At 61.8% G+C, this 22,453-nt stretch carries 19 protein-coding genes and 2 pseudogenes; 12 read left to right on the top strand and 9 right to left on the bottom strand.

Annotated elements, in window-relative coordinates; translation table 11 throughout:
* Positions 1-67: 67 nt before the first annotated feature.
* From NKI17_RS32940 to NKI17_RS32930, 3 genes are read right to left on the bottom strand one after another with little or no spacing between them, the layout of a single operon-like run.
* On the bottom strand, positions 68-907 hold the full coding sequence (locus tag NKI17_RS32940; protein WP_352907473.1) for an ABC transporter ATP-binding protein: 840 nt from the start codon (positions 905-907) through the stop codon (positions 68-70).
* Positions 901-1,980, bottom strand: a complete 1,080-nt coding sequence (locus NKI17_RS32935; protein WP_352907472.1) for a FecCD family ABC transporter permease — start codon at positions 1,978-1,980, stop codon at positions 901-903. The genes NKI17_RS32940 and NKI17_RS32935 overlap by 7 nt, the downstream gene beginning before the upstream one ends.
* Complete coding sequence (locus NKI17_RS32930) at positions 1,970-3,079, bottom strand: ABC transporter substrate-binding protein (RefSeq protein ID WP_352907471.1); 1,110 nt, start codon at positions 3,077-3,079, stop codon at positions 1,970-1,972. The genes NKI17_RS32935 and NKI17_RS32930 overlap by 11 nt, the downstream gene beginning before the upstream one ends.
* A 143-nt stretch (positions 3,080-3,222) precedes the next feature.
* On the opposite strand from NKI17_RS32930, the gene NKI17_RS32925 reads away from it, so the two are divergent.
* A complete protein-coding gene (locus NKI17_RS32925) occupies positions 3,223-4,014 on the top strand; it encodes a class I SAM-dependent methyltransferase (RefSeq protein WP_352700571.1) in 792 nt (263 codons plus the stop codon).
* A gap of 160 nt (positions 4,015-4,174) precedes the next feature.
* On the opposite strand, the pseudogene NKI17_RS32920 reads toward NKI17_RS32925, so the two are convergent.
* Together NKI17_RS32920 and NKI17_RS32915 are read right to left on the bottom strand one after the other, a co-directional pair.
* Positions 4,175-4,573, bottom strand: a pseudogene (locus NKI17_RS32920) (type II toxin-antitoxin system VapC family toxin).
* Positions 4,570-4,911 carry an AbrB/MazE/SpoVT family DNA-binding domain-containing protein gene (locus NKI17_RS32915; RefSeq protein ID WP_502894688.1) on the bottom strand — a complete coding sequence of 114 codons (342 nt, stop codon included), beginning with the start codon at positions 4,909-4,911 and terminating at the stop codon, positions 4,570-4,572. Before NKI17_RS32915 ends, NKI17_RS32920 begins: the two are co-directional and overlap by 4 nt.
* Positions 4,912-4,935: 24 nt before the next feature.
* On the opposite strand from NKI17_RS32915, the pseudogene NKI17_RS32910 reads away from it, so the two are divergent.
* From NKI17_RS32910 to NKI17_RS32860, 11 genes and pseudogenes are all read left to right on the top strand, one after another.
* A pseudogene (locus NKI17_RS32910) lies at positions 4,936-5,070 on the top strand (IS110 family transposase); the annotation flags it as partial.
* Positions 5,071-5,749: 679 nt separating this feature from the next.
* Positions 5,750-6,589, top strand: a complete 840-nt coding sequence (locus NKI17_RS32905) for a succinate dehydrogenase/fumarate reductase transmembrane subunit (protein WP_352907470.1) — start codon at positions 5,750-5,752, stop codon at positions 6,587-6,589.
* Positions 6,590-7,255: 666 nt separating this feature from the next.
* On the top strand, positions 7,256-8,302 hold the full coding sequence (locus NKI17_RS32900; RefSeq protein ID WP_352700569.1) for an NAD(P)-dependent alcohol dehydrogenase: 1,047 nt from the start codon (positions 7,256-7,258) through the stop codon (positions 8,300-8,302).
* A gap of 344 nt (positions 8,303-8,646) precedes the next feature.
* On the top strand, positions 8,647-9,558 hold the full coding sequence (locus NKI17_RS32895) for a carbohydrate ABC transporter permease (RefSeq protein ID WP_352907469.1): 912 nt from the start codon (positions 8,647-8,649) through the stop codon (positions 9,556-9,558).
* A complete protein-coding gene (locus tag NKI17_RS32890; protein ID WP_031212286.1) occupies positions 9,558-10,457 on the top strand; it encodes a carbohydrate ABC transporter permease in 900 nt (299 codons plus the stop codon). The genes NKI17_RS32895 and NKI17_RS32890 overlap by 1 nt, the downstream gene beginning before the upstream one ends.
* 47 nt (positions 10,458-10,504) lie before the next feature.
* Positions 10,505-12,034 (top strand): ABC transporter substrate-binding protein, encoded by a 1,530-nt coding sequence (locus tag NKI17_RS32885; RefSeq protein ID WP_352907468.1) that lies wholly within the window; start codon positions 10,505-10,507, stop codon positions 12,032-12,034.
* 65 nt (positions 12,035-12,099) lie between these two features.
* Entirely contained in the window at positions 12,100-13,629 is a 1,530-nt protein-coding gene (locus NKI17_RS32880; protein WP_352907467.1) for a xylulokinase, read from the top strand.
* Positions 13,622-14,947 (top strand): iron-containing alcohol dehydrogenase, encoded by a 1,326-nt coding sequence (locus tag NKI17_RS32875; RefSeq protein ID WP_352907466.1) that lies wholly within the window; start codon positions 13,622-13,624, stop codon positions 14,945-14,947. The genes NKI17_RS32880 and NKI17_RS32875 overlap by 8 nt, the downstream gene beginning before the upstream one ends.
* Positions 14,948-15,024: 77 nt before the next feature.
* Positions 15,025-16,107 carry an ABC transporter ATP-binding protein gene (locus tag NKI17_RS32870; RefSeq protein ID WP_352700565.1) on the top strand — a complete coding sequence of 361 codons (1,083 nt, stop codon included), beginning with the start codon at positions 15,025-15,027 and terminating at the stop codon, positions 16,105-16,107.
* Positions 16,108-17,163 carry a hypothetical protein gene (locus tag NKI17_RS32865; protein ID WP_352907465.1) on the top strand — a complete coding sequence of 352 codons (1,056 nt, stop codon included), beginning with the start codon at positions 16,108-16,110 and terminating at the stop codon, positions 17,161-17,163.
* 98 nt (positions 17,164-17,261) lie between these two features.
* The gene (locus tag NKI17_RS32860) at positions 17,262-18,260 is read left to right on the top strand and encodes a sugar-binding transcriptional regulator (RefSeq protein WP_352907464.1); all 999 of its coding nucleotides are present in this window, start codon (positions 17,262-17,264) and stop codon (positions 18,258-18,260) included.
* 52 nt (positions 18,261-18,312) lie between these two features.
* On the opposite strand, the gene NKI17_RS32855 is transcribed toward NKI17_RS32860, so the two are convergent.
* The 4 genes from NKI17_RS32855 to NKI17_RS32840 all read right to left on the bottom strand — a co-directional run bounded on the left by NKI17_RS32855 (position 18,313) and on the right by NKI17_RS32840 (position 22,451).
* Positions 18,313-19,044, bottom strand: a complete 732-nt coding sequence (locus NKI17_RS32855) for an ATP-binding cassette domain-containing protein (RefSeq protein ID WP_352700562.1) — start codon at positions 19,042-19,044, stop codon at positions 18,313-18,315.
* 2 nt (positions 19,045-19,046) lie between these two features.
* Positions 19,047-20,027: an ABC transporter permease gene (locus tag NKI17_RS32850; RefSeq protein WP_352684039.1), complete on the bottom strand. Its 981-nt coding sequence runs from the start codon at positions 20,025-20,027 to the stop codon at positions 19,047-19,049.
* A 195-nt stretch (positions 20,028-20,222) separates the two neighbouring features.
* On the bottom strand, positions 20,223-21,206 hold the full coding sequence (locus tag NKI17_RS32845) for a sugar ABC transporter substrate-binding protein (RefSeq protein WP_023678770.1): 984 nt from the start codon (positions 21,204-21,206) through the stop codon (positions 20,223-20,225).
* Positions 21,207-21,245: 39 nt separating this feature from the next.
* On the bottom strand, positions 21,246-22,451 hold the full coding sequence (locus NKI17_RS32840) for a mandelate racemase/muconate lactonizing enzyme family protein (RefSeq protein WP_352700561.1): 1,206 nt from the start codon (positions 22,449-22,451) through the stop codon (positions 21,246-21,248).
* Positions 22,452-22,453 lie beyond the last annotated feature (2 nt).

Raw genomic sequence — 22,453 nt, 5'->3', positions numbered from 1 at the left:
AACCAGCGGTCAGAGAATCAGGTCGATCAGTGCGCGCGTCGATCCACCGGCATAATGCGGTTTGCCGTCACGCGGCCGGAACGGCTGCCGCTTCGAATCTGCTCCTAATCCAGGATTCAGTTTCCGCTGCCGACATAATGGCCGTCCGACGCCCATCCGCCACGCCATCCACGATGACATGGCCGATGCCGCGCGAGCACGGCTCGATGCGCGCGTTGAGGTGATAAATGTCCCGCAGCAGATCGGATGTGATGACGTCCGGCGATGACCCGCATGCGACCAGCCGGCCGTCCGCGATGACCATTGTCTGATCGCTGAAGCGCAGGGCGTGATTGAGGTCGTGCAGGGCGATCAGCACGACCATGCCTCGCGCCTGAGCAAGTCCCCGCATGAGGCCGAGCACTTCCACCTGCCGCGACAGATCGAGTGCTGATGTCGGTTCGTCCATCAGCAGGATCTCCGGCTCGCGCACCAGCGTTTGTGCCAGGCTGGCCAGTTGCCGCTGGCCGCCGGAAAGCTCGCCAATGTTGCGGAAAGCGATGTCGGCGATGCCGAGCGCCGCCAGCGTCTCGTCGATGCGAGCCAGATCATCGTCGCCCACAGACCAGCCCATACCCTGCTTACGGGCGAGCAACACTGACTCATAGACGGTGAGCACCGCGTTGGCGGACGTTTCCTGTGGCATGTAGCAGATGCCGCTCTTCCCGCGAATGGCCCCCTCGACATGCATTGCTCCCGGTCCGTCCAGGAGGCCGGCGATGCGCCTGAAGAGCGTCGACTTCCCGGCGGCATTCGGACCGATCACGGCCACGATGTCTCCGCCCTCGAACGCAGGTGTCGTCACATCCCGAAGCCGGAGGCTCGTGCCGTAGCGCGCGCCGAGCGCCTCGAGCCGGATCGTCACCATGAGCGCCTCGTGCTGGACAGGATGAGCGAGATGAAGAACGGGATGCCGATCAGCGAGGTGACGATGCCGATCGGGAAGACCGTCCCAGGGATAAGCGACTTGCTGACGACCGAGCTAGCCGACAGGATGAGCGCGCCCGCAAGGGCCGAAGCCGGCAGGAAGAAGCGTTGGTCCTCGCCGATGACCATGCGCGCAATGTGCGGGCCTACGAGACCGATAAAACCTATGGTGCCGACGAAGGCGACGGGAATGGCGGCCAGGAGGCTCACCAGAATGAGTGTCTCGAGCCGCAGGCGGCCGACCTTGACGCCGAAGCTGGCCGCCTTGTCCTCACCGAGCCTCAACGCCGTCAACGCCCAAACGCGCCGGGCGAAAATGGGTAAGACTGCGAGGAGAATGAATGTGGTGACTGCAAGCTTGGGCCAGGTGGCCTTGGTGAGACTGCCCATTGTCCAGAAGACGACCGCCGCCAGCGCTTCCGCCGACGCGAAAAACTGGACGAGCGCGAGCAGCGCGTTGAAGGTGAAAACCAGCGCGATGCCAAGCAGCACGATGGTCTCCGCGCTGACGCCGCGCTTTACGCTCAGCACGTGAATGAGGAAGGCCGCCAGCATCGCCATCACGAAGGCGTTGATCGGCACTACATACTCGACTGCGGCGGGGAGAAGCCTCACCCCGAAGGCAAGTGCAAGCGCGGCGCCGAAGCTCGCGGCGGCGGATATGCCGAGCGTGAAGGGGCTGGCCAGCGGGTTGTTGAGGATGGTCTGCATCTGCGCGCCGGCCACGGCGAGCGCCGCCCCGACGACAATGGCCATCAGGGCCACCGGCATGCGGATGTCCCAGAGCACCACGCGCACCTGCTGCGGCACGGTGTCGGGAAACACAAGCGCCCGCACGACCTCGCCAAGTCCGTAGCGGGCGGGACCGACCGCAAGGTCGACGCACAGGCTGAAGAGCAGGGCAGCGCCGAGGCCGGCAAGGATCAACTGCCGCCGCCAGACGAGAGCGCGGTAACGCCCTCGTCCATCGGTGCTGTCGAGCGCGGTGTTGACGGCCGTCGATTCAATCGACATCGGTCAGCGAGACCCAGTGGCCGGGCCGGTATGCGACGGGCAGGAATTTCTCGTGCAACTCCCTGAAGGTCGCCTCGGGATCGAGATCGGCGAAAAGATCCGGATGCAGCCACTTCGCCATCTGCTGGATGGCCACGAACTGATAGGGGCTGTTGTAGAACTGATGCCAGATGGCATGCACCGCGCCGTCCTCGACGGCGTTCACGCCGGTCAGCGCCGGCCGCTCGGTCAGCGCCTTCAGCTTGCGCAGCGCCTCTGCCTGATCACGGCCGGGCCCGACGCCGACCCAGGCACCGCCCGGCACATAGGCTTCCCACCATCCGCCGGTGACGATGATCTGATCCGGGTCGGATGCGATGATCTGTTCGGGATTGAGCGTGCCGAACGTGCCGGGGATGATGTCCTTGGCGATGTTGTCGCCGCCTGCCATCTCGACGAATTTGCCGAAATTGTCGTCGCCGAAGCTCATGCAGCAGTCATCGGAATAGCCGCCGGCGCGTTCGATGAAGACCTTGGGCCTTTCCGGCTTGGCCTTCTCGATGACATCGGTAACGCGCGCGATCTCGGCGGCGCGCCAGGTGATGAATTCCTCGGCGCGCTCCTCCTTGCCGAACAGCTTGCCAAAGAGGCGCATGCTGGGTTCGGTGTTGGTGAAGGGGCGCTCGCGGAAATCGACATAGACCAACGGAATGCCGGCAGCGGCGAGCTTCTCGATATACTTGCCGTCTTCCGTAGCCTGCTTCGACTCGATATTCATCAGGATGACGTCGGGCTTGAGCGACACCGCCTGCTCGACGTCGAAAGTACCGTCCTTGAAGCCGCCAAAAGTTGGGATCTCGGCCATCCTGGGGAATTTTTCCAGATAGGCGGCGTAATTGTCCGGATCCGCTTGGCTGAAATCCTCGCGCCAGCCAGCGATGCGCTTGAACGGATCCTCGGTGTCGAGTGCCGCGACGAGATAGATCTGCCGGCCCTCACCCAGGATTACCTTCTCGACCGGGACGTTCACCTCGACCTGGCGGCCCGTGATGTCAGTCACTGCAACCATTTCGGCCCTGGCGGCCAGCGTCATCGACAGGGCGACGATAACGGCCGACATCGTCCCTGCTGGGATCTTTCCAAAATTCATCGCGCCCTCTCTTGAAGTGGATTAGCCAGAGGTGCCTTATAAAAGATGACTTCAATTCTCAAGAAATATCTTTTAGAGCCATTCCAGACTGGTACGACGACAAGGGGTCAGGAATGGCAGGCGAGCCCAACTATTCGCTGCGGGACGAGATACGCGACTATTGGTCGACGCGCGCCGGAACATTCGATCTTTCGGTGGGGCATGAAATCTTCTCACAGCGGGAACGCCTGGCCTGGCACAGGCTGATGCTCAAGCACTTGGGGCGCGGGGATGGGCGTCGCGCGCTCGACCTCGCTTGCGGCACCGGGGTCGTATCCCATCTCATGCACGACCTGGGTTATGCGGTGACCGGGCTCGATTGGTCAGAGACCATGCTTGGTCGCGCGCGTGCAAAGGCGACGCAGAGGGAAAGCGGCATCCGGTTTCTGATCGGCGACGCCGAGCGCACCCTTGAAAACGGAGAAAGCTATGACGTCCTCGTCACTCGTCATCTCGTCTGGACGTTGGTGGATCCGCGAGCGGCATTCGCCGAATGGTTCTCGCTGCTCAAGCCTGGCGGACGGCTGCTGATCATTGATGGTGATTTCGTCAGTAAGACCTGGGTAACCTCTCTGCGACAGGTCCTGGAAAGGGCCGTTGGCCGGACAGTCGGGCCGGTCCACGGACTGGATCAGGTGATGGCGGACCGCCATCGCAGCATCCTGTCGCGGCTGCACTTTTCGCACGGCGCCAAAGCGGACGAGGTCTGCGCGCTTCTCGTGGAGGCTGGCTTTGAGATGCCTGTGGTCGACACCCGGCTCGGCGCGATTCATCGCGCGCAGGCACGGCACATGAACTTCCTCAGGACGCTGGAACGCTCGACGCAGCATCGCTACGCGATCTGCGCGACCAAGTCGGCCTCGTAGTTGGGAAATTTCTAACGATTTCCACAACCCATCTATCGACGATTATCGGCTCTCACCGCGCCATTCTTGATCTGACATCCGTACCGCAGACAGAATCCGATTGCTCGCAGCGGCCTCTAAAGACGCGACAGCACAGGGCGAAAGACCACCGCGGAAAGACTTAGAAAAGAAGCTGTACGGATTGTCCCTGCGCCGAGAGCAGTTTGACGGCCTTCCGGTCAAACGAGACGAAAGTCTCCCCGCCAAGCCAGCCGCCGTCAAAAGCGATCACGCCGTCCGCGAAATCGCCGCCGGCATCGAGGACTGACAGCCCTGCCTCAACTGCCGGCCGGTTGACGACAACATTCGCGGTGTTCAGCAACGCCCGGATCGCCGCGGCAATATTTTCGCGCTCTGTCTGGTACTGCCGGGCCAGAACCCAGGCGAACTCGCACAAGGCCTGCAAGCTCACGGCCACGATGTCCGCTTTGGCCAGCAGGTCGACGGCAATGGCCGCCTATCCCTCATCATCGGCGACATAGGCGCGCAGCAGCACATTCGTGTCGGCCGTAACCCTCATTCCTTGCCGGACCCAGCCGCAGCGCCCGCTTCCGCTATCGCCTCGTTGATCTCCTCGATGCTGAGCACCCGGCCGTTCGTCTTGCCTCTGAGGAAGCCGTGGAGGTCCCGGAACGACCCCTTCGCCCGTGCAGCCCTCAATTCCGCCCGACCGTCGGGCAGCAGATCAAGCTCGATCTTCTCGCCCGGTTTGATGCCCAGATGTTGCAGCACGTCCTTGCGGAACGTCACCTGTCCCCTTGTCGTCACTGTCAACGTTGTCATATTAAACATTTCCTGTTCATCGCGATAAAGATAATGCAAATCTGCATTATTATCAATGCAGATGGTCGGGGCCAAGCTTGGCGTCCGTGCGGCGACTGAATCGTCCAGAATGGTGGCCGGTACAAGAAGACGGCGATCATCGCCCTCGCCCGGAAACTGCTTGTTGCGCTGTGGAAATACGTGAACGCCGGAGTCGTTATAGAAGGAGCTCTCCTGACGAAACCATCAGCGTAGACGCCAATCGATCATAAAAATCTCCAGGCCGATCAGGCCTGGCAGATCCTCGGTAGACGAACTGACGAAACTCATGGCCTCAAACAGCCGCCGTTAAAGAATGGTTTCGTCTCTTGGGTCCGAATCCGCCGCAAGCGGGATCATCGAACAGGTGCATGCGCCCTGACCGAATATAAGGTGGACTGGGTTCGCTCGCGAACCGCGTCACGCAAACGGACCCATCGAATGGATCTGCGGATTGCCCGGAGGTACATGACAATGTCGACGTGACGCTGTTTGTGGTTGACCATCCCCATATAAGAGTTTCGGGCGCCGTAGGCGTACGAAAGTCCCCGAGGAAGGAATCGCCGGCCACGGGCGATGGCTATGGAGATTTCGATTTTCGGCTGGTGTCGGGAATGGCGCGACCGCCGCCGGGAAGCGAGGGAAGGCAGCGTCAAGTTCGAGCCAGAGATTAAGAAGAACGAACCATCACCGCGTAGGCGTCTGCCTGCGTGGGTATGGACGGATTCACTCATGCGCAATATGAATTATGAATGGAGATGAGGCCTGCCGTGGCGCTCACATTTTCGCCGCGTCGCTAAGGCAGGTGGCGCTCGTTCAATGCCGCTGCGCCGGGCGGGTTGGCCTTCTGGTCTAACGCCGCCCGCAGAAGTGTCGATATCAGGGGATTTGGTCAATGACCGACAACAAGCCAGACGTTACCAAGGATTGGCAAGCGACGCAGGGCCAGAAGTCCTCCGCCACGCGTCTTCGGCTTTTCGCCGCACTCTCGTGGATCGTCGCCATTGGCGGCGAGATCTACGGAATTATGCTGCTTCGCCAGAACAAGTTCGACCAGGAACACCTGCCGCTGGTCATCGGCCTTCTGGTCGGCATCGCGATTTTCGCAATCGCCGGCAACTTGCTATGGAAGGCGGCCAACAGGCACGATCCGGCTCGTGCATCCGACGTCGCCAGGTTCTTCTTCCAAAACCAGCTCGGCGCAATCATCACACTGATTGCCTTCCTCCCGCTGGTTTTCCTGATCCTCACCGACAAAAACATGGATCCGCGGACCAAGAAGGTTGCCGGCGGCGTCGGCGCTGCGCTGGCGGTGCTCGCGACGGTCATGGGGATCAGTTTCAAACCCCCGTCGGTCGAACAGTACACCCAGGATATGAACGCATGCGCAGCCCAGATCAAGTCGGGGCAGCCCACCACCGCCTGTTCGCCTGATGTCGCCGCTCAGGCGCAGGCGATCGCGACGGACACCGCCGCCGTGGCGGCGGCGACGCGGGACGCGAGCCACCCCGCCGGTCAGGATGTCGTCTACTGGATCGCGCCCGAAAACGGAGCCGCGAAGTCCACCGAGCCGCATGTTTTCCACCTCTGCGCAGGCGTGAGCCCGCTGAAGGACAAGACTGTGAATAGTGGCTCCGTGACGGAGGCCTACGCACAGAACGCCGTCCGCATCACGAAGCAGATCGATATGGAACAGAAGCAGTGCGGGTTCACCGCCACAACCAGCACCAACTGAACCCGTCTGCACTCGATCGGGTCCAGCCGTTGGTCTTGTCGAGAAGGATGGCGCGTAAGCGCAGGCTCAGTATTGACTCGCCGAAGCAACGCCAAATGCCGGGATCGCCCGACTGGCCAATATTGTCCAACTGCAAACTTATCCGCGGCGGGCAATGACCTGGCGTCTTACGCAGGGCAGCTTCCGGCCTGAGCGCTTCGAATGGAGAATGACTTTAATGAAGCGCATTGCCGCCCGGCAGCATTATGGGCCGGAAGCGAACCGGGAACTTCTGGCGCCCAAAAAACGATAGCGGACATTTCACCTGGTGGGCCGCATCGACCAGAAGCGGATTGGGCAAGCGTTCCATGGCAATGTAGCGTCGTGTGTCGCGCACCTGCTGGACCCCTGTTGATGACTGACCGATGCCGGCCTGCTGGCTTGGAGGCTGGGGAGTGGGGAGTCTCTGGGCGAACGACTATTTCATTCCGCCGAGGGCATTCGGCAGCGGCATGGCCGGCCTTCAAAGTCCTTTGGCCGGGAAGTTGGTACAGATAGTCGGAATCAGGCAACACCCCTGTTTTCCGAGCTGGATTTTGAAGCCGTGAATGAGCGGCTATGATGAACGCGCCGAGTGCAAGTAAGGTTACGAAGGCCCTACGATCGGCTTTAGAGGAGATTACGTCGATGACAAACGTGCGCGCCCTTGTCCTCGAACGCCAGCACGAACTCAAGCTGCGTGACATCGATCTGCCACAGACCGTAGGCCCAGGCGAAGTTCGCATCAAAATCCACACTGTCGGCATCTGCGGCTCCGACGTGCACTACTACACGCATGGCCGCATCGGCCCGTTCGTGGTCGAAGCGCCGATGATCGTTGGCCACGAAGCCGCCGGCACCGTCATCGAAACGGGCGAAGGCGTCGAGCATCTAAAGGTCGGCGACCGCGTCTGCATGGAGCCGGGTATCCCCGACCCGAATTCGCGGGCGAGCCGGCTCGGCCTCTACAACATCGATCCGGCGGTCAGGTTCTGGGCAACGCCGCCGATCCACGGCGTGCTGACGCCCTATGTCGTCCACCCCGCCAACTACACTTTCAAACTGCCCGACAATGTCAGCTTCGCCGAAGGCGCCATGGTGGAGCCCTTCGCTGTCGGCATGCAGGCGGCGGCCAAAGCGAAGATTGCGCCGGGTGACACGGCGGTGGTGATTGGCGCAGGGCCGATCGGCACGATGGTGGCGATCGCGGCGCTCGCCGGCGGCTGCGCCCGCGCCGTTGTTGCAGATCTCGCCCAACCCAAGCTCGACATCGCCGGCGGCTATCAAGGCGTGATCCCGATCAACGTCCGCGACAAGAACCTGGCGGCGGAGGTAAAGCGGCTGACCGATGGCTGGGGCGCCGACGTGGTGTTTGAATGCTCGGGCTCGTCCAAGGCATGGGAGACCCTGCTCGATCTGCCGCGGCCCGGTGGCGCGGTAGTGGTGGTCGGCCTGCCGGTGGCGCCGATCGCATTCGATGTCGCCACCGCCTCGACCAAGGAAGTCCGCATCGAGACTGTGTTCCGATATGCCCACCAATATGAGCGGGCAATCGCGCTAATGGGGTCGGGCCGGGTCGACCTAAAGCCACTCATTTCGGCGACCTTCGCCTTCGAAGATTCCATCACCGCCTTCGACCGCGCGGTCGAAGCCCGGCCGGCGGACGTAAAGCTTCAGATCCGATTGCCGGATTAAGGCGAGTTCCAAAGCCCCCGGGCTGTCCTCCCGATCTCCTCAATGGGTTGCGTAGCTTCCTTGGGCTGCCAAAGTTTGCGGCGGCCCTGAGCGCTTTTGATGCTGACACACGGCATTTGCCGGCGGCGCTCCCTCCAAAAACAACCCCGTACCCGGCGATGACGGCATCCTCTGGGACTACGACCAAAACCCCTGAGCCTGACGGAACCGACACTTGACAAATCGGCGGCCGTCCGACACGTTCTTAACAAAAGGCACAACAAACTTACAAAAGTTCAAGTTGGCACAATCTGGCCGATAGGGAGAAGGCCGATGCGTCTCTGTGACCGAGCGGAGATTTGCGCGTGAGCACGGTGACCGTGACCCGGGAAACGCCCAGATGGGCCCTGCCCCGGTTCATGACGGCCGAGCATCCTTTCCCCTGGCTCGCGCCGATCACGGTGATGCTTCTCGTTTTCGGCATCTATCCCCTCGCCTATTCGGTTTGGCTGTCGTTTCACAAACGCAATGTCGTCTCCCGGCAGCTCGACTTCGCCGGGCTCCACCAATGGACGCGCGCCTTCTCGGATGCGCGTATGTGGCATTCGCTGGAAACCACGCTGATCTATACCTTCGTCGCGCTTGCGGTTCAGCTTGCGCTCGGCATCCTCATCGCGCTTCTGCTTGACACCGATCGCAAAGGTTACGGCGTGCTGCGGGCGATGATGACACTGCCGCTGGTGGTGCCGCCTGCGGTGACCGGAATGATGTTCCTGCTGATGCAGGACGGCTCTTTCGGCGTCCTGTCGTTCTACCTCTATGCCCTCGACCTGATCTCGCCGGCACAGCCGATCCTGACGCAGCCCGGAACCGCATTGGCGGCGATCCTGCTGGCAGACATATGGCAGTGGACGCCGTTCATGGTGCTCATCATCCTGGCAGGGCTCAGGGCGCTGCCGAAGGAACCTTTCGAGGCCGCGGCGATCGACGGTGCCAACGGCATCCAGACGTTCTTGCGCCTCACATTGCCGATGCTGCGCAAGGTGATAGCGGTCGCGGTGCTGATCCGCGGCGTCGATCTCTTTCGCATCTACGACTACGTCTACATCATCACCGCCGGCGGGCCTGGCACGGCCACCGAGACGCTTTCATTCTACGCTGGCCGTATCTACTTCACCGGAGACTTTCCCTATGCCGCGACCCTGTCGCTGATCGTGCTCGTCGTCTTGATCGTCGTGTCGAACCTCTTCGTCAGGCTCTTCAAGGTGAGGTTCTGATGGAGTCGTCGCGCGCCCAAACGATCGCCCGTGACGTGCTCGCCGTCCTAGTGGTGGCGATCTTTATGTTCCCGATCGCGTGGTGGGCCCTGTCGTCCATCAAACCCTATTCGGCGATCTTCGACCGCAGCGGACCGGTCTACACCGGTTTCACACCGACGCCGGACAATTACCGCGTGACGTTGCTTGGCGTCTCACGCGTCGACATCGGCATGGAACAGGGCGGCGAGGCGGCCGGGGTCATCAAGGGTGGCGCCAGTTCCTACGATTCCCGCCAGTCGTTGCTCGACAGCGCCATCATAGCCGTCGGATCGACGGCGCTGACGCTGCTGCTGGCCACGCTGGCCGCCTATTGCCTGTCGCGAATGCAGTTCAGCGGCCAGCAGTCCTTCCTGTTCTGGATTCTCTCGCAACGCTTCATGCCGCCAATCGCGATCGTCATTCCGATCGTTTTCATGTTCCGCGATCTCGGCTTGCGCGATACTTATACGGGGCTCATCCTCGTTCACAGCTTGATTAACCTGCCGCTGGCGGTTTTGCTTTTGAAGTCGTTCTTCGACGATGTTCCGCGCGAGGTTGATGAGGCGGCGCTGATTGACGGCGCGACGCGCTGGCAGACGTTTCGACGCGTCGTCCTTCCCATGGTCAAGGGCGGCATCGCTGCGACGGCCGTGCTGTGTTTCATCTTTTCGTGGACCGAGTTCCTGCTCTCACTGTTCCTGACAACGTCGATCCGCACTGTGCCGGTGAAGATCTCGACCTTTGTCACATCGACCGCGACCGAGTGGGGCTACATCACAGCGCTCGGCACATCCGCGATCATACCCAGCTTCATCTTTATCCTGCTGGTTCAACGGCATCTGGTCCGCGGCCTCACCCTCGGATCGCTGAAGGAGTGAGGCGCAGACGAGAAGAACGACGACAAAAACGCAATGGAGGAACGATCATGAGCTTCAGTGAACACGACAAGAAGACATTCGTCGCCGATACCTGCAATGACTTTACGGCGCGCCGGATAACCAAACGCGACTTCATGAGGAAGATGGCGCTCGCTGGTGTCGGCTTTTCCGCCTTCGGATCAGCCATGCTAGGTGGCGGCCGCACCAGTCGGGGGATGCTGGGCCTCGGGGTTGAGGAAGCCCGTGCCCAGGACGCCGATATGCTGAAGTGGCTGGCCGACGTCGGCAAACCATATGCCGGCACCAAAATCCGCTACACCTCGGAAGCGACGCCGCCAACGATCGTCGCCAACCAGCTTGTCGCGGGTGAATTCACCAAGGCAACCGGCATTGAGGTGGAAGTCGAGATCGTGCCGCTGGAGCAGGTTCTCGCCAAGGCGACGCAAGACGTACAGGGCCAGCTTGGCACCTACGACGTCTACTATCTCGACCAGTCCTGGATGGCGACATTTGCCCAGGATGTCGTCGATCCGCGCGAGTATTATGACCAGAACAAAGAACTGGCGATGCCCAACTTCGACTGGGACGATTTCTCCAAGCCGCTGGTCGACGGCATTGCCATGTACAACGGCAAACAGTGCGGAATTCCATTCGATATTCCGATCTTCATCCTGATGTACCGCAAGGATCTTTTCGACAAACACAACATTGCCCTGCCGACAGACCTCGACGCCTACCTCAAGGCCGTCCAGGCGCTCACAGAGGCAGAAAAAAGCAACGGCATCTTCGGCACCGCGTGCCAGGCGAAGTCCGGCCACTATTCGCTGGAATGCGACTGGACCTTCGCATTGTGGGGCCATGGCGGTTCTATCTTCAACAAGGACAAGAAGTTTGTCGGCAATGACGAGCGCGGCGTGGCCGGGCTCAAATTCTATCAGGAGCTGGTCAAGAACTCGCCGCCGTCGGCGACGACTTGGACGTGGGACGGCCAGGGGCAGGCGCTGACACAGGGACAAGCCGCTATGGCAATCACCTGGGGCGAGGATTTCCCCGGCTTCGACGCCAACGATTCCAAGGTCAAAGGCCTGTTCGAGGCCCTGCCCGCGCCCAAGGAGGTTCCTGGCCGTCGCGCCGCCGCCGATTGCGGCTTCAACGAAATCCCGGCTGTTGGTCACCAAGGTGGCTCGACGATTTCGCTGTCGCAATATTCCAAGAACAAGGAAGCAGCATGGCTGTTCATGCAGTGGGTCTGCTCGAAGGATGTGATGGCGCGGGTATCGACGCTCGGCGGCGGCGCCTCGCCGATGCGCAATTCCTCTTTTACAGATCCTCGGGTCAAGGCGAAGGCCGTTGTCGGCCCCGGAACGACACGCCATTTCGACGCGATCAAATACACTATCGACAACCAGATGGGATCGGAGCCGGACATGCCGATCTGGGCGGATCTGTCGAACAACGACATTCCGGTTGAGCTCGGCAAGTTGCTTACGGGCCAAGACTATGGCGGCGATGCCAAGGCATGCCTGGATGCCATTGCCGGCATTGTCGACGGCAAAGTCAAGGACGCCGGTCTTTAGCGGCTAGTCGGTGATTTGGGCGAAGGCGGTTTCGACCGCCCTCGCCCGTTGGCAACGTGGCGGCAATGGTTCCTGATCTCGTCATCGGCATTGATTCCTCGACCTCGGCAACCAAGGCGATCGCCTGGGACCGCAATGGTCTGGCCGTGGCCGAAGGTCGTGCACCGCTTGCAATGTCCAACCCGCGTTCGGGCTATTTCGAGCAGGATCCGGCCGAGTGGTGGACCTCGACGGTCGCAGCGCTGCGCGCCGTGACGTCAACGGTTTCGCCGGCACGCATTGCCGCCCTTGCCATTGCCAACCAGCGCGAAAGCTTCGGACTTTTCGACGAGCAGGGCCAGGCGGTCGGGCCGGCGACGCTCTGGCTCGATGAGCGCGCCCGGCGGAAGGCACGCCGCTTCGGCGAGAGTTTCGGCGCGGCACGGGTCCACGCAATATCCGGCAAGCCGCTGGACGTCATTCCTTGCCTTTACCGCATGATCTGGTTCCGCGAGCAAGAGCCCGAGATTTTTGCCCGGGTGGAGCGGATGGCCGAAGTCCACGGCTATCTGGTCTTTCGCTTGAGCGGCCGGTGGGTGACGTCCACCGCATCCGCCGACCCGATGGGCATACTCGATATGCGAGCTATGGACTGGTCGAACGATATACTGGGGGCAGCGGGCGTCGCCCGGCGCATGATGCTGGATCTGGCGCGGCCCGGCACCGTTCTGGGCCAACTAACTTCGGAAGCGGCCATTTCGACGGGCCTGCGCGAGGGCACGCCGATCGTCGCCGGCGGCGGCGACGGTCAATGCGCCGGCACGGGCGCGGGTGTGTTGCAGGCGCGATGCGCTTACATCAACCTCGGCACGGCGGTCGTCTCCGGCAGCTTCGGCACGGACTACGTCCACGACCAGGCCTTCCGCACCGAGACGGCGGTCGCCGATGATGGCTATATCTACGAGACGTGCCTTCGCGCCGGCACTTTTCTCGTCGACTGGATGGCGCGCGAGATGCTTGGCGTCGATCTGCATGGCGCAAATGATGCCCTGGAGACGCTCGAGGCCGAAGCCGCTGCCAGCCCGATCGGCGCAGGCGGCATAATGCTCCTGCCCTACTGGCAGGGCGTCATGGACCCGCACTGGGATAGTGCGGCCCGTGGTGTGATTGCCGGGCTCTCCGGCTCCAGCCGCCGCGGCGACATCTATCGCGCCGTGCTGGAAGGCATAGCGCTGCATCAGGCCGCGACAAGTCGGCGGGCCGCTGCGGCTGCCGCCCAGACCATCGACCAGTTCATAGCCATCGGCGGAGGAGCGAAGTCCGACCTGTGGATGCAAATTCTGGCGGATGCACTCGATCGTCCCATAAAGCGTTCGACGACCGTCGAAGCCTCCTCGCTTGGCGCGGCGATGGCGGCGGCAAAGGGCGTGGGCTGGTTTACCACCATCGCCGAAGCGTCGCTCGCAATGGCCAGCGAGCCGGCCAAAACCTTCGAACCGGACACGAAACGGGCCGCGCTCTACGCCGAACTTCTTGCGATCCATGCCGATCTTTGGCCAACGCTTTCAGCCTGGAACCAGCGCCTCGCTGCCTTCATGGAGGCCGATCATGGCTGAAACGACCAACTGGAACGCGTTGATCGAGGACGTTGTCGCGGGACGCTGGACAGATCCCAAGACCGGCGCGGCCGCGGTCCTGCCGTTCCAGACGATCGAACTGCTGGAGACGACGGAGGGCCGCGAGTCGGATCTCGTTGCGCCCCTGGCGCTAGGCAGCCGCATCGCTGTTGTGTCGGATATCAACACCGTCGATGTGATGGGCAGGCGCGTCGCGAAGGCGCTGCGTGCCATCGCCGACATCGATGAAATCGTGCTGCCTGACGGCCTCGACTGCGATGAGGCAATGATCCAGATGGTCAGGGAGAAAACGCGTCACGCCGACGGGGTCTTGGCCGTCGGGTCGGGCGTCCTCAACGACAGCTGCAAGCATGCAACCTTTCTCGACGAGCGGCCCTATGCCGTCTTCGGCACGGCCGCCTCGATGAATGGCTACGGCGCCTCGACAGCGTCGGTGACCTTGGCCTCCGGGCTCAAGATCTCGCTGCCCTCACACGCGCCCCGGGGCATCTTCCTGGACCTTGGCGTGTCGGCCGCAGCGCCCGCCTGGCTCAGCGCCGCCGGGCTTGGCGACAGCCTCTGCCGCTCCACCGCCCAGATCGACTGGTGGGCTTCGCATCGGCTGTTCGACACTTACTATTCCGAGGTGCCCTACCTGCTGCAGGCGGGCGATGAGGAGCCGATGCTGGCCCATGCGCCTGGCCTTGCCAGGCATGACGTCACCGCTGTCGGGCATCTCCAGCGCGTCCTGACGCTGTGCTCGATGGGCGTGTGCTTTGCCGGCGTTTCCCATCCCGGGTCCATGGGAGAGCACCAGATTTCCCATTGGATCGACATGTTCGCGGGAGAGCGTCATCCCGGCACCACGCACGGCCAGCAGGTTGGGGTTGCCTCGCTGGTCATGGCGCGTCTGCAAGCGCGGCTGCTGGACCTGAAAGAGCCGCCGCAGGTGAAGCCGACCGCCATCGACGAAGCGGCGATGCTGGCCCGCTATGGCGCGCAGCTTGGACCACTTTGCATTGCCGAGACGAAGAAGACGGCACTCGACGCCAGCCAGACGGAAACCTTCAACCGCAGGCTTGCGGAAATCTGGCCGGCGCTGCGCCAGGAGGTTCGGCCCATGGCAATGCCGGTCGCCCGCATGGAGGCAGCACTCAAGGCTGCCGGGGGGCCGGTCACCGGCGCGGAACTAGGCCTGCCGCGCGCGCTTTGGCACGATGCCATTCGCTATTCGCGGGAAATCCGTGGCCGATGGTCCTTTGTCAATCTGGCAGCCGATGCGGGACTCTTGGAAGAGTTTCTGGAGAGCGAATGGTGAGAGCGCATCCGATCGCCAATGGCTCGCATGGCGAAAATGAGATCCAACCGGCAAGGGCAATCGAAGGGTAGCAATTTATGGCGTCTGTCACCATCAGCAACATAAAGAAGGATTATGGCGCTCTCTCGATTATCGATGGACTCGATCTCTCGATCGAGGATGGCCAGTTCGTCGTTCTGTTGGGGCCGTCCGGCTGCGGCAAGTCCACGCTGTTACGCATGATAGCCGGTCTCGAGCCCATCACATCCGGTGAGATCGCCATAGGCGACAGGGTCGTCAACACGCTCCATCCCAAAGACCGCAACATCGCGATGGTCTTCCAGAATTACGCGCTTTATGCGCACATGACCGTCTTCGACAACATGGCCTTTTCCATGCAGTTGAAGAAACGCCCAACCGAAGAAATCAAACAGAAGGTCGGATGGGCGGCGGCGATCCTCAATCTGACCCCCTATCTGGAACGGTACCCTCGCCAGCTTTCGGGCGGTCAGCGGCAGCGCGTCGCCATGGGCCGCGCCATCGTGCGGGACCCAACTGTGTTCCTGTTCGACGAACCGCTGTCCAATCTCGATGCCAAGCTGCGGGTGCAGATGCGCACCGAAATCAAGGAGCTCCACCAGCGGCTGAAGACCACCACCGTCTATGTCACGCATGACCAGATCGAGGCCATGACCATGGCCGATGTCATCGTCATTATGCGCGACGGCCATATCGAGCAGATCGGGCGCCCGCTCGATGTCTACGATCGCCCGGCAAACCTCTTCGTCGCCTCCTTCATCGGCTCGCCCGCAATGAACATGTTCCATGGCGAGGTGGCTTCCGAGCGCGACGCCTGGGTGGTGCGGACCGACGAGCTATCCCTCCCGCTCCCGCCAGGGGCTGCGGTCCGGCCCGGCCAAAAGGTGATCTACGGCATTCGCCCCGAACATCTTCGACCAGTGGCCGACGGGCGCGGCATTCCGGCGAGGATTACGGTTGTCGAGCCGACTGGCCCCGAAATCCACATCTTTGCCAGCATGGGCAACACCGCGATCTGCTCCGTGCTGCATGACCGCATGGAGCTCTCTCCTGGAGCTGTGATCCATCTGGAGCCGGCGCCTGAGCGAATCCATCTGTTCGACCAAGGTAGCGGCGAGCGGCTGGACAAGGGAAGAAGCTGAATGGCCCAGGTCGTTGTCCTCGGCGCCGGCGTCATGGGCTCTGCCATGACGCTTCCGGCCGCTCACGCTGGTAACCGCATCACTCTTGTCGGGACCCATCTCGATGAGGAGATCGTCGGCTCGGTGGCCAGCACAAGTCATCACCCACGCCTCAACATCACTCTGCCTGATGTGGTAACCGCCTGTTCCTGGACCGAATTCGGGGCGGCGATGAGCGATGGACCCGATCTGCTTGTACTCGGCGTCTCGTCGGCCGGCATTCCTTGGGCGATCGACCGCATTGCAGAAAGCATCAAGTCGCCCGTGCCGATACTGATGATTACGAAAGGACTTGCAGCAAGCGACGAAGGCGTGGAAATCCTGCCACATCTGCTTGCCCGCGAGATCGAGCAACGCACTGGCTTGTCTGTCCCTGTGATGGCCGTCGGCGGACCGTGCATTGCCGGCGAACTGGCGGCGCAGCGCGACACCTCTGTGATCGTGGCCGGGCACAATCCCGACCAGGTCGCGGCGGCGTCCCGCATTCTGCGCGCGCCCTTCTATCATGCGCGATCGTCATCCGATCTCGTCGGCGTCGAGATCTGCGCTGCTTTCAAGAATTTCTACACACTCGCCGTTGGAGCTCCCGTCGGGCTGCTCGAGCGCGACGGCAAGGCGCCCAATGGCGCACTCATGCACAACCTGGCCTCGTCACTTTTCTCGCAGTCCCTCGCCGAGATGGCGATTCTGGTCGAAGCTCTGGGTGGAAAGGTCGAAACAGTGCTGGGGCTGGCCGGCTCCGGCGATCTTTATGTGACCTGCCAGGCGGGCCGTAACGGTCGCATGGGGCGCCTGCTCGGCCGTGGCCTGCCCTATTCCGTGGCGAAGCGCGAACATATGAGTTCGGACACGGTCGAGGGCGCGCAACTGGCGCTGGACCTTGGTCCGACTTTGAAGAATATGATGGCCCGGGGTGTACTTCCCCACGATCGCCTGCCGCTGACGAGGGCCATCATCGACGCAATTTGCCATGATGCTCCGCTGGTTTTGTCCTTCGACCGCTATCATCGAGGCTAGCGTAGCCGGGAAACTCGATTGATGCCTCATATCGATGAGCACATGGCTCCGCCGAGCCCGCTCGGGACCCGCTGCCGCGGAGTGGACAGGATGATCTGATGGAGAAACCAGCACGAAAGAAACGCGACGGCCGCCAAGCCGTAACGAGTTCCGTCACGTCCGATCGCGAGGAAGGCCTCCTCGTCCGCGCCGCCTGGCTTGCTTATGTCGGTGACCTCACCCAGGCGCAAATCGCCAAGTCTCTTGGCCTGACACGCCTTCGCGTCAACCGGATGCTGGCGCATGCCCGTCAGCGGGGGATCGTTCAGATTCGCATCAATTCCAAGGTGGCGAACTGCATCGAGCTGGAGAACCGGCTGCGGGACGCCTATGGCGTTTCCGACCCAATCGTGGTTCCGACACCGCCCGATCCTACCCTAGTGCCACAGGTCATCGCAGCCGCTGCCGGTGAAGCCCTGTCGCATAGAATCCGTGACGGGATATCGGTGGGCGTGGGATGGGGACGGACGCTCCAGCTTAGTCTGCGGTCAGTGACCGTACGCCCCGTCAGAGGGATGTCGGTCGTTTCCCTGCTCGGCGGGCTCACGCGTGGATCGGCGATCAACATCTATGAAATCGCCTCGCGGCTCGCGGCGCTTTTCGATGCGGAATGCTTCTACATCGCGGCACCGGTGTTCACGGACACCGAGGCCACGCGCGATCTGCTTATGCGCCAGTCTATTCTGGAAGACGCCTTCACCCATGCCCGCGACGTTGACGCCGCTTTCGTTTCGGTGGGCGCGGTGCACAAGGACGCCACCATCTTTCGGATCGGACTGGTAGGAGACGATGATCTCAGATCGCTCCGCCAAGCCGGAGCTGTCGGCGATATTTGCGGCCACTGGATCGGCCCCGACGGACAACTCGTCGATCACCCGCTAAACAGCCGTGTCATCGGCCTCGCCCCCGAACATCTGCGCGACGTCGACACTGTGATCTTGCCCTCCGGCGGCCTCGACAAGGTTCCGGTGCTGCGCGCCGTGTTGCGTCTGGGCGTCGTCGATGTGCTGATCACCGACGAGAAAACCGCTGAGGCGATCCTTGCGGAAAAGCCGTAGCGCAGACTGACCTCTACCAGCAGAGCGGCTCGCGAGTGATCGCTTCTTCGCGTCACAAAACCTCGTGGATTTCCTCGATCGAAGTCTCGCCGATCCGCTTGTCGAGAACGATCTCGCCGCGCGCCATGGCCACGACCCGGTCACAGCATTCGAAAACATGATGCATGTTGTGGCTGATGAAGACGCTGGTGATGTTCTGGGCCTTGAGGGCGCGAACGAAGCCGATCACCTTTCGCGTCTCCTTCACCGAGAGATGATTGGTCGGCTCGTCGAGGATCATGACTTTCGACTTGAAGTGCATGGCCCGGGCGATCGCCACGCCTTGGCGCTGGCCGCCCGACAGTTCGCCGACCAGCGCGTCGGGTGATCTTAGATGCAGATCGACGTCGGCGATCGCCTTGACGCTTTCGTCACGCATGCGCTTCTGGTCCAGGATGCCGATGCCGAAAACCGAGCCCTTCACCGGCTCGCGTCCGATGAAGACGTTGCGGGCGATGGTCATGGTCGGGACCATCGAATTGTACTGGTAGATCGTCTCGATGCCGCGATCCATGGCGTCGCGCGGGTTCGAGAATCGGACCGGTTCACCTTCGATTCTGATCTCGCCGCCATCGGGCTTTTGGGTGCCTGACAGGATGTTGATCAGCGTCGATTTGCCGGCGCCGTTGTCGCCGACAAGGCCCAGCGCCTCGTCTGGATAAATGTCCAGAGTGACGTTCTTCAAGGCGTGAACGCCGGAATACCATTTCTGGAGTCCCTTGATCGCGATGATGGGTACCGCCATGATCAGGTCTCCACCTTCATTGCCCTGCCCCGCTTTCGAAGCCAGGCGTTCACGACGACCGCGAAGATAGTCAGGAAGCCGATTGCCATCTTGAACCAGTTGGCGTCAACCTGGCTCAGCACCAGTCCGTTGTCGATGACGCGGATAAGGGCAGCCCCGATGATGCCGCCGAAGATGGTGCCGATGCCGCCAGCCAGCGAGGCGCCACCGATGACGGCAGCCGACACGGCTTGCAACTCCAGCCCCTCGCCGATCGAGGGCAGCGGCGCGCCGAGCCGCATCACCTGAATGGTGCCGGCAAAGCCGGCGAGCACCGAACAGATCATGAAGCAGGCGACCTTCACCCGGGCCGTCGGGATGCCCATCGATTGCGCGGCGGGCAGAAAGCCGCCGGTGGCGCGCACCCAGTTGCCGAAATTCGTGCGCGACAGAAGCACCGTCACCAGGATTGCCACGGCGAGAAACCAGAAGAACGACATGCGAAAGAGGTCGCCCGGCCCCACATAGATCGTAAACAGCCATTTGGGCAGAGCGTTGGCTGGGATAACAGGAGGGAAGCCACCGGAGATTACCACCGTCAGCGAACGCGCGATGAACAGCATGCCAAGCGTGGTGATGAAGCTTGGTATCGCGAAACGAATCGTTATGAACCCGTTGAAGAAGCCAATCAGGGCGGCGATCGCGAGCCCGGCGGCAAAGGCTGGCGCGAACGGCACGCCTGCCGCCAGCATCACCGCCATGGTCATCGGGGTCAGCGCAAATACCGAGCCTACCGAAAGATCAAACTCGCCGCATATCATCAGCAGGGTCACGCCGATCGCGACCAGCCCCATTTCAGGCAGCAGCCCAAGCATTCCGCGCACGTTCTGTGTGTTCAGAAATACGCCGTTCGAGCGAATCTGAAAGACGAGGAGGAGAAGGAGCAGGAACACGACCGCCGCAAGCTCCGGCTTCTCCAGATAAATCTTCATCAAGCGCTTCATCATTCGCTCCGGCTTGGGATTGTTTGCGCTGGCTTGTCGCATCGGCAAGGGCATGGCGGCAGTCTGTCTTCTACCGCCCTTGACAAGGGAGATGCCGTTGGAGGTGGGACGGAGCCGACGCCCAAGGCCTTGCTCCCTGGCCCTCGCCCTCGCCCTCTCCGCGTAAAGAACGAGGAGAGGACGCCGGCTTCGCGCCTACCGCACGCCTTGTGCGGCCAGTTCCTTGAGCTTTGGCACGTCTTCCTTGACGATGATGCCCTTGCCGGTGTCGATGTCTGCCGGCAGCAGACCGACGTTCTTGGCGAGATAGGCTTCCATCACCGGCATGAAGCCCTGCATGTAGGGCTGCTGGTCGACCTGGACCTGGATGTAACCCGCTTCCATCTGTTGCAGGACTTCCGAGACGATGTCGAAGCCGCCCATCAGCACCTTGCCCGGCTCGATGCCGCGATCGATCAGGACCTGGGCCACGTAGGCATGCCAAAGGCCGGTGTCGAAATACACCGTGGTGTCCGGGTGGGCAGACAGATAGGCGCCAACACGATCGGCGACGACGGCGCCATCTGTGCCGGTGTCGAGCCGTTCAATGACCACTTCGCGTCCGGCATTCGCGGCCTTGTATTCCTCAAGGAACTTCATGACGCCGGCAGCGCGCTGTTCCGACCAGTTCTGACCGGGCGCGGAGACGCCGACGAGCGCCCTGATCTTGCCTTCCTTGGGGAAGAACTCGGACATCTTCTTGCCGAGTTCGTAGCCGGCGGGAATGAAGCCCTGGCCGATGAAAGCCTGGCGGGCATTGCCGGCTGCACCTTCGGTGTCGTCGACGTTGGACGCGATGACCGTGACGCCGGCAGCGCGGGCGTCGGCGATGATCTGGTCGAAGGCATTGTTGTCGACGATCGAGGTGATCAGCGCGTCCGGTTTTGCCGCGAGTGCCGCCTGCATGTTGGCCGATTGTTGCTCGATCGAGCCTTCGGTCTGCGTGAAGACCATCTGGCAATTGGCTTGGATCTTGGCGCAGGCGTCGTCAAACCCCTTCTTCACCGCCTGCCAGAACGGGTTCGACGCCGACGAATGATGCGTGAAGACGATGTTCATCGGCTCCTGTGCGCGTGAGCCGATTGCCGAGCCTCCAGCCAGTACTGCTCCCAAGGCTGCCGAGATAAGTAGCTTCTTCATGGTTCTCCTCCTCCGTAGAAAGCTGCTTCAGGTTCATTTTCAGAGAGTAGATGCGTCGCTCACCCGTCGAAGCGCCGTGAAGGCGCGATCGATCTCCGGGTTCAGTTCCATGCCGAGGCCCGGTCCGGGAGGCACGGTGATCATGCCGTTCTTCACCTCCGGCAAAGCGGTCACAAGGTCGCGGTACCAGGTCTTGTAAAAGGCCCTGACACTCTCCTGGACAAGTGCGTTCGGCGCATTCAGCGACAGGTGGGTCGATGCGCCGAGCACCACTGGACCGGTGCAGTCGTGTGGCGCGACCGGCAGGTGCCATGCTTCAGCCATGGCAGCGATCTTGCGCGCCTCCGAGAGCCCGCCGCACCAGCTGATATCAAGCATGATGACACCGGCCGCTCCGGTTTCGAGAAGGTCGCGGAAGGCCCACCGGGAACCGAGCGTTTCCGAAGCCGATATCGGCGCCAGCGAAGCCTCGGCATAGCGTTTCAGGCTGGACAGGCTGTCCATCCTGATCGGATCTTCGTGCCAGAAGGTCTTGTAGGGGGCAAGCTCGCGAGCGATCTGCATGGCCGGCAGCAGCTGCCACATTGAATGGAATTCAACCATGATGTCCATCTTGTCGCCGACCGCATTGCGGATTTTCTCGAATGGCACCAGCGCGGAATTCAAGTCGGGCTGCGATATATACTGGCCGCGCGTTTTCTCGGCGGCCATGTCGAAGGGCCAGATCTTCATGGCCGTGATGCCTTCCTCCAACAACGAATGCGCCAGTTCGTCGGCGCGGTGAAGGAAGCCGTTCAGATCATCATAGGCGTCGCCGGCCTTGTCGAGCCCGTAGTTGGCCGTCGTCTGCCCGGTGGCCTTCTTGATGTATTCGGTTCCGGCACAGGTGTTGTAGGTCCTGATCTCGTGCCGTGTGAAACCGCCGAGGAGCTGTGCGATCGGCTGACCCGTCGCCTTTCCGAACAGATCCCAAAGCGCGATATCGAAAGCGGAATTGCCCCTGACTTCCGCGCCCGTCGATCGGAAACCGAGATAGCCGACGAGGTCGGCGGCGAGCAGGTCGATCTGCAAGGGGTCGCGCCCGATCACGCTCGGCGCGACATATTCGTGCAGATAGGTCTCGACGGTTTCAGCCATGAAGAAGGTCTCGCCGAGTCCGACGAGGCCTTCGTCCGTGTGAACCAGGACCCAGAGAAGGTTCGGCCGCTCCTTGAGCCGCAGCGTTTCCAGTTTCGTGATCTTCATTG

The organism is Mesorhizobium sp. M0816 (assembly GCF_040320005.1).
Lineage (GTDB): Bacteria > Pseudomonadota > Alphaproteobacteria > Rhizobiales > Rhizobiaceae > Mesorhizobium.
The sequence above is the reverse complement of the archived record's forward strand: the minus strand, read 5'-3'. Positions and strand labels throughout refer to the sequence as shown.

What these genes read in the sequence shown, in the direction of transcription:
- NKI17_RS32840 (WP_352700561.1), bottom strand. Translation starts at nt 22,451, where the DNA reads ATGAAGATCACGAAACTGGAAACGCTGCGGCTCAAGGAGCGGCCGAAC.
- NKI17_RS32890 (WP_031212286.1), top strand. Translation starts at nt 9,558, where the DNA reads ATGGAGTCGTCGCGCGCCCAAACGATCGCCCGTGACGTGCTCGCCGTC.
- NKI17_RS32940 (WP_352907473.1), bottom strand. Translation starts at nt 907, where the DNA reads ATGGTGACGATCCGGCTCGAGGCGCTCGGCGCGCGCTACGGCACGAGC.
- NKI17_RS32930 (WP_352907471.1), bottom strand. Translation starts at nt 3,079, where the DNA reads ATGTCGGCCGTTATCGTCGCCCTGTCGATGACGCTGGCCGCCAGGGCC.
- NKI17_RS32885 (WP_352907468.1), top strand. Translation starts at nt 10,505, where the DNA reads ATGAGCTTCAGTGAACACGACAAGAAGACATTCGTCGCCGATACCTGC.
- NKI17_RS32925 (WP_352700571.1), top strand. Translation starts at nt 3,223, where the DNA reads ATGGCAGGCGAGCCCAACTATTCGCTGCGGGACGAGATACGCGACTAT.
- NKI17_RS32865 (WP_352907465.1), top strand. Translation starts at nt 16,108, where the DNA reads ATGGCCCAGGTCGTTGTCCTCGGCGCCGGCGTCATGGGCTCTGCCATG.
- NKI17_RS32870 (WP_352700565.1), top strand. Translation starts at nt 15,025, where the DNA reads ATGGCGTCTGTCACCATCAGCAACATAAAGAAGGATTATGGCGCTCTC.
- NKI17_RS32900 (WP_352700569.1), top strand. Translation starts at nt 7,256, where the DNA reads ATGACAAACGTGCGCGCCCTTGTCCTCGAACGCCAGCACGAACTCAAG.
- NKI17_RS32855 (WP_352700562.1), bottom strand. Translation starts at nt 19,044, where the DNA reads ATGGCGGTACCCATCATCGCGATCAAGGGACTCCAGAAATGGTATTCC.
- NKI17_RS32905 (WP_352907470.1), top strand. Translation starts at nt 5,750, where the DNA reads ATGACCGACAACAAGCCAGACGTTACCAAGGATTGGCAAGCGACGCAG.
- NKI17_RS32845 (WP_023678770.1), bottom strand. Translation starts at nt 21,206, where the DNA reads ATGAAGAAGCTACTTATCTCGGCAGCCTTGGGAGCAGTACTGGCTGGA.
- NKI17_RS32850 (WP_352684039.1), bottom strand. Translation starts at nt 20,027, where the DNA reads ATGAAGCGCTTGATGAAGATTTATCTGGAGAAGCCGGAGCTTGCGGCG.
- NKI17_RS32875 (WP_352907466.1), top strand. Translation starts at nt 13,622, where the DNA reads ATGGCTGAAACGACCAACTGGAACGCGTTGATCGAGGACGTTGTCGCG.
- NKI17_RS32860 (WP_352907464.1), top strand. Translation starts at nt 17,262, where the DNA reads ATGGAGAAACCAGCACGAAAGAAACGCGACGGCCGCCAAGCCGTAACG.
- NKI17_RS32880 (WP_352907467.1), top strand. Translation starts at nt 12,100, where the DNA reads ATGGTTCCTGATCTCGTCATCGGCATTGATTCCTCGACCTCGGCAACC.
- NKI17_RS32935 (WP_352907472.1), bottom strand. Translation starts at nt 1,980, where the DNA reads ATGTCGATTGAATCGACGGCCGTCAACACCGCGCTCGACAGCACCGAT.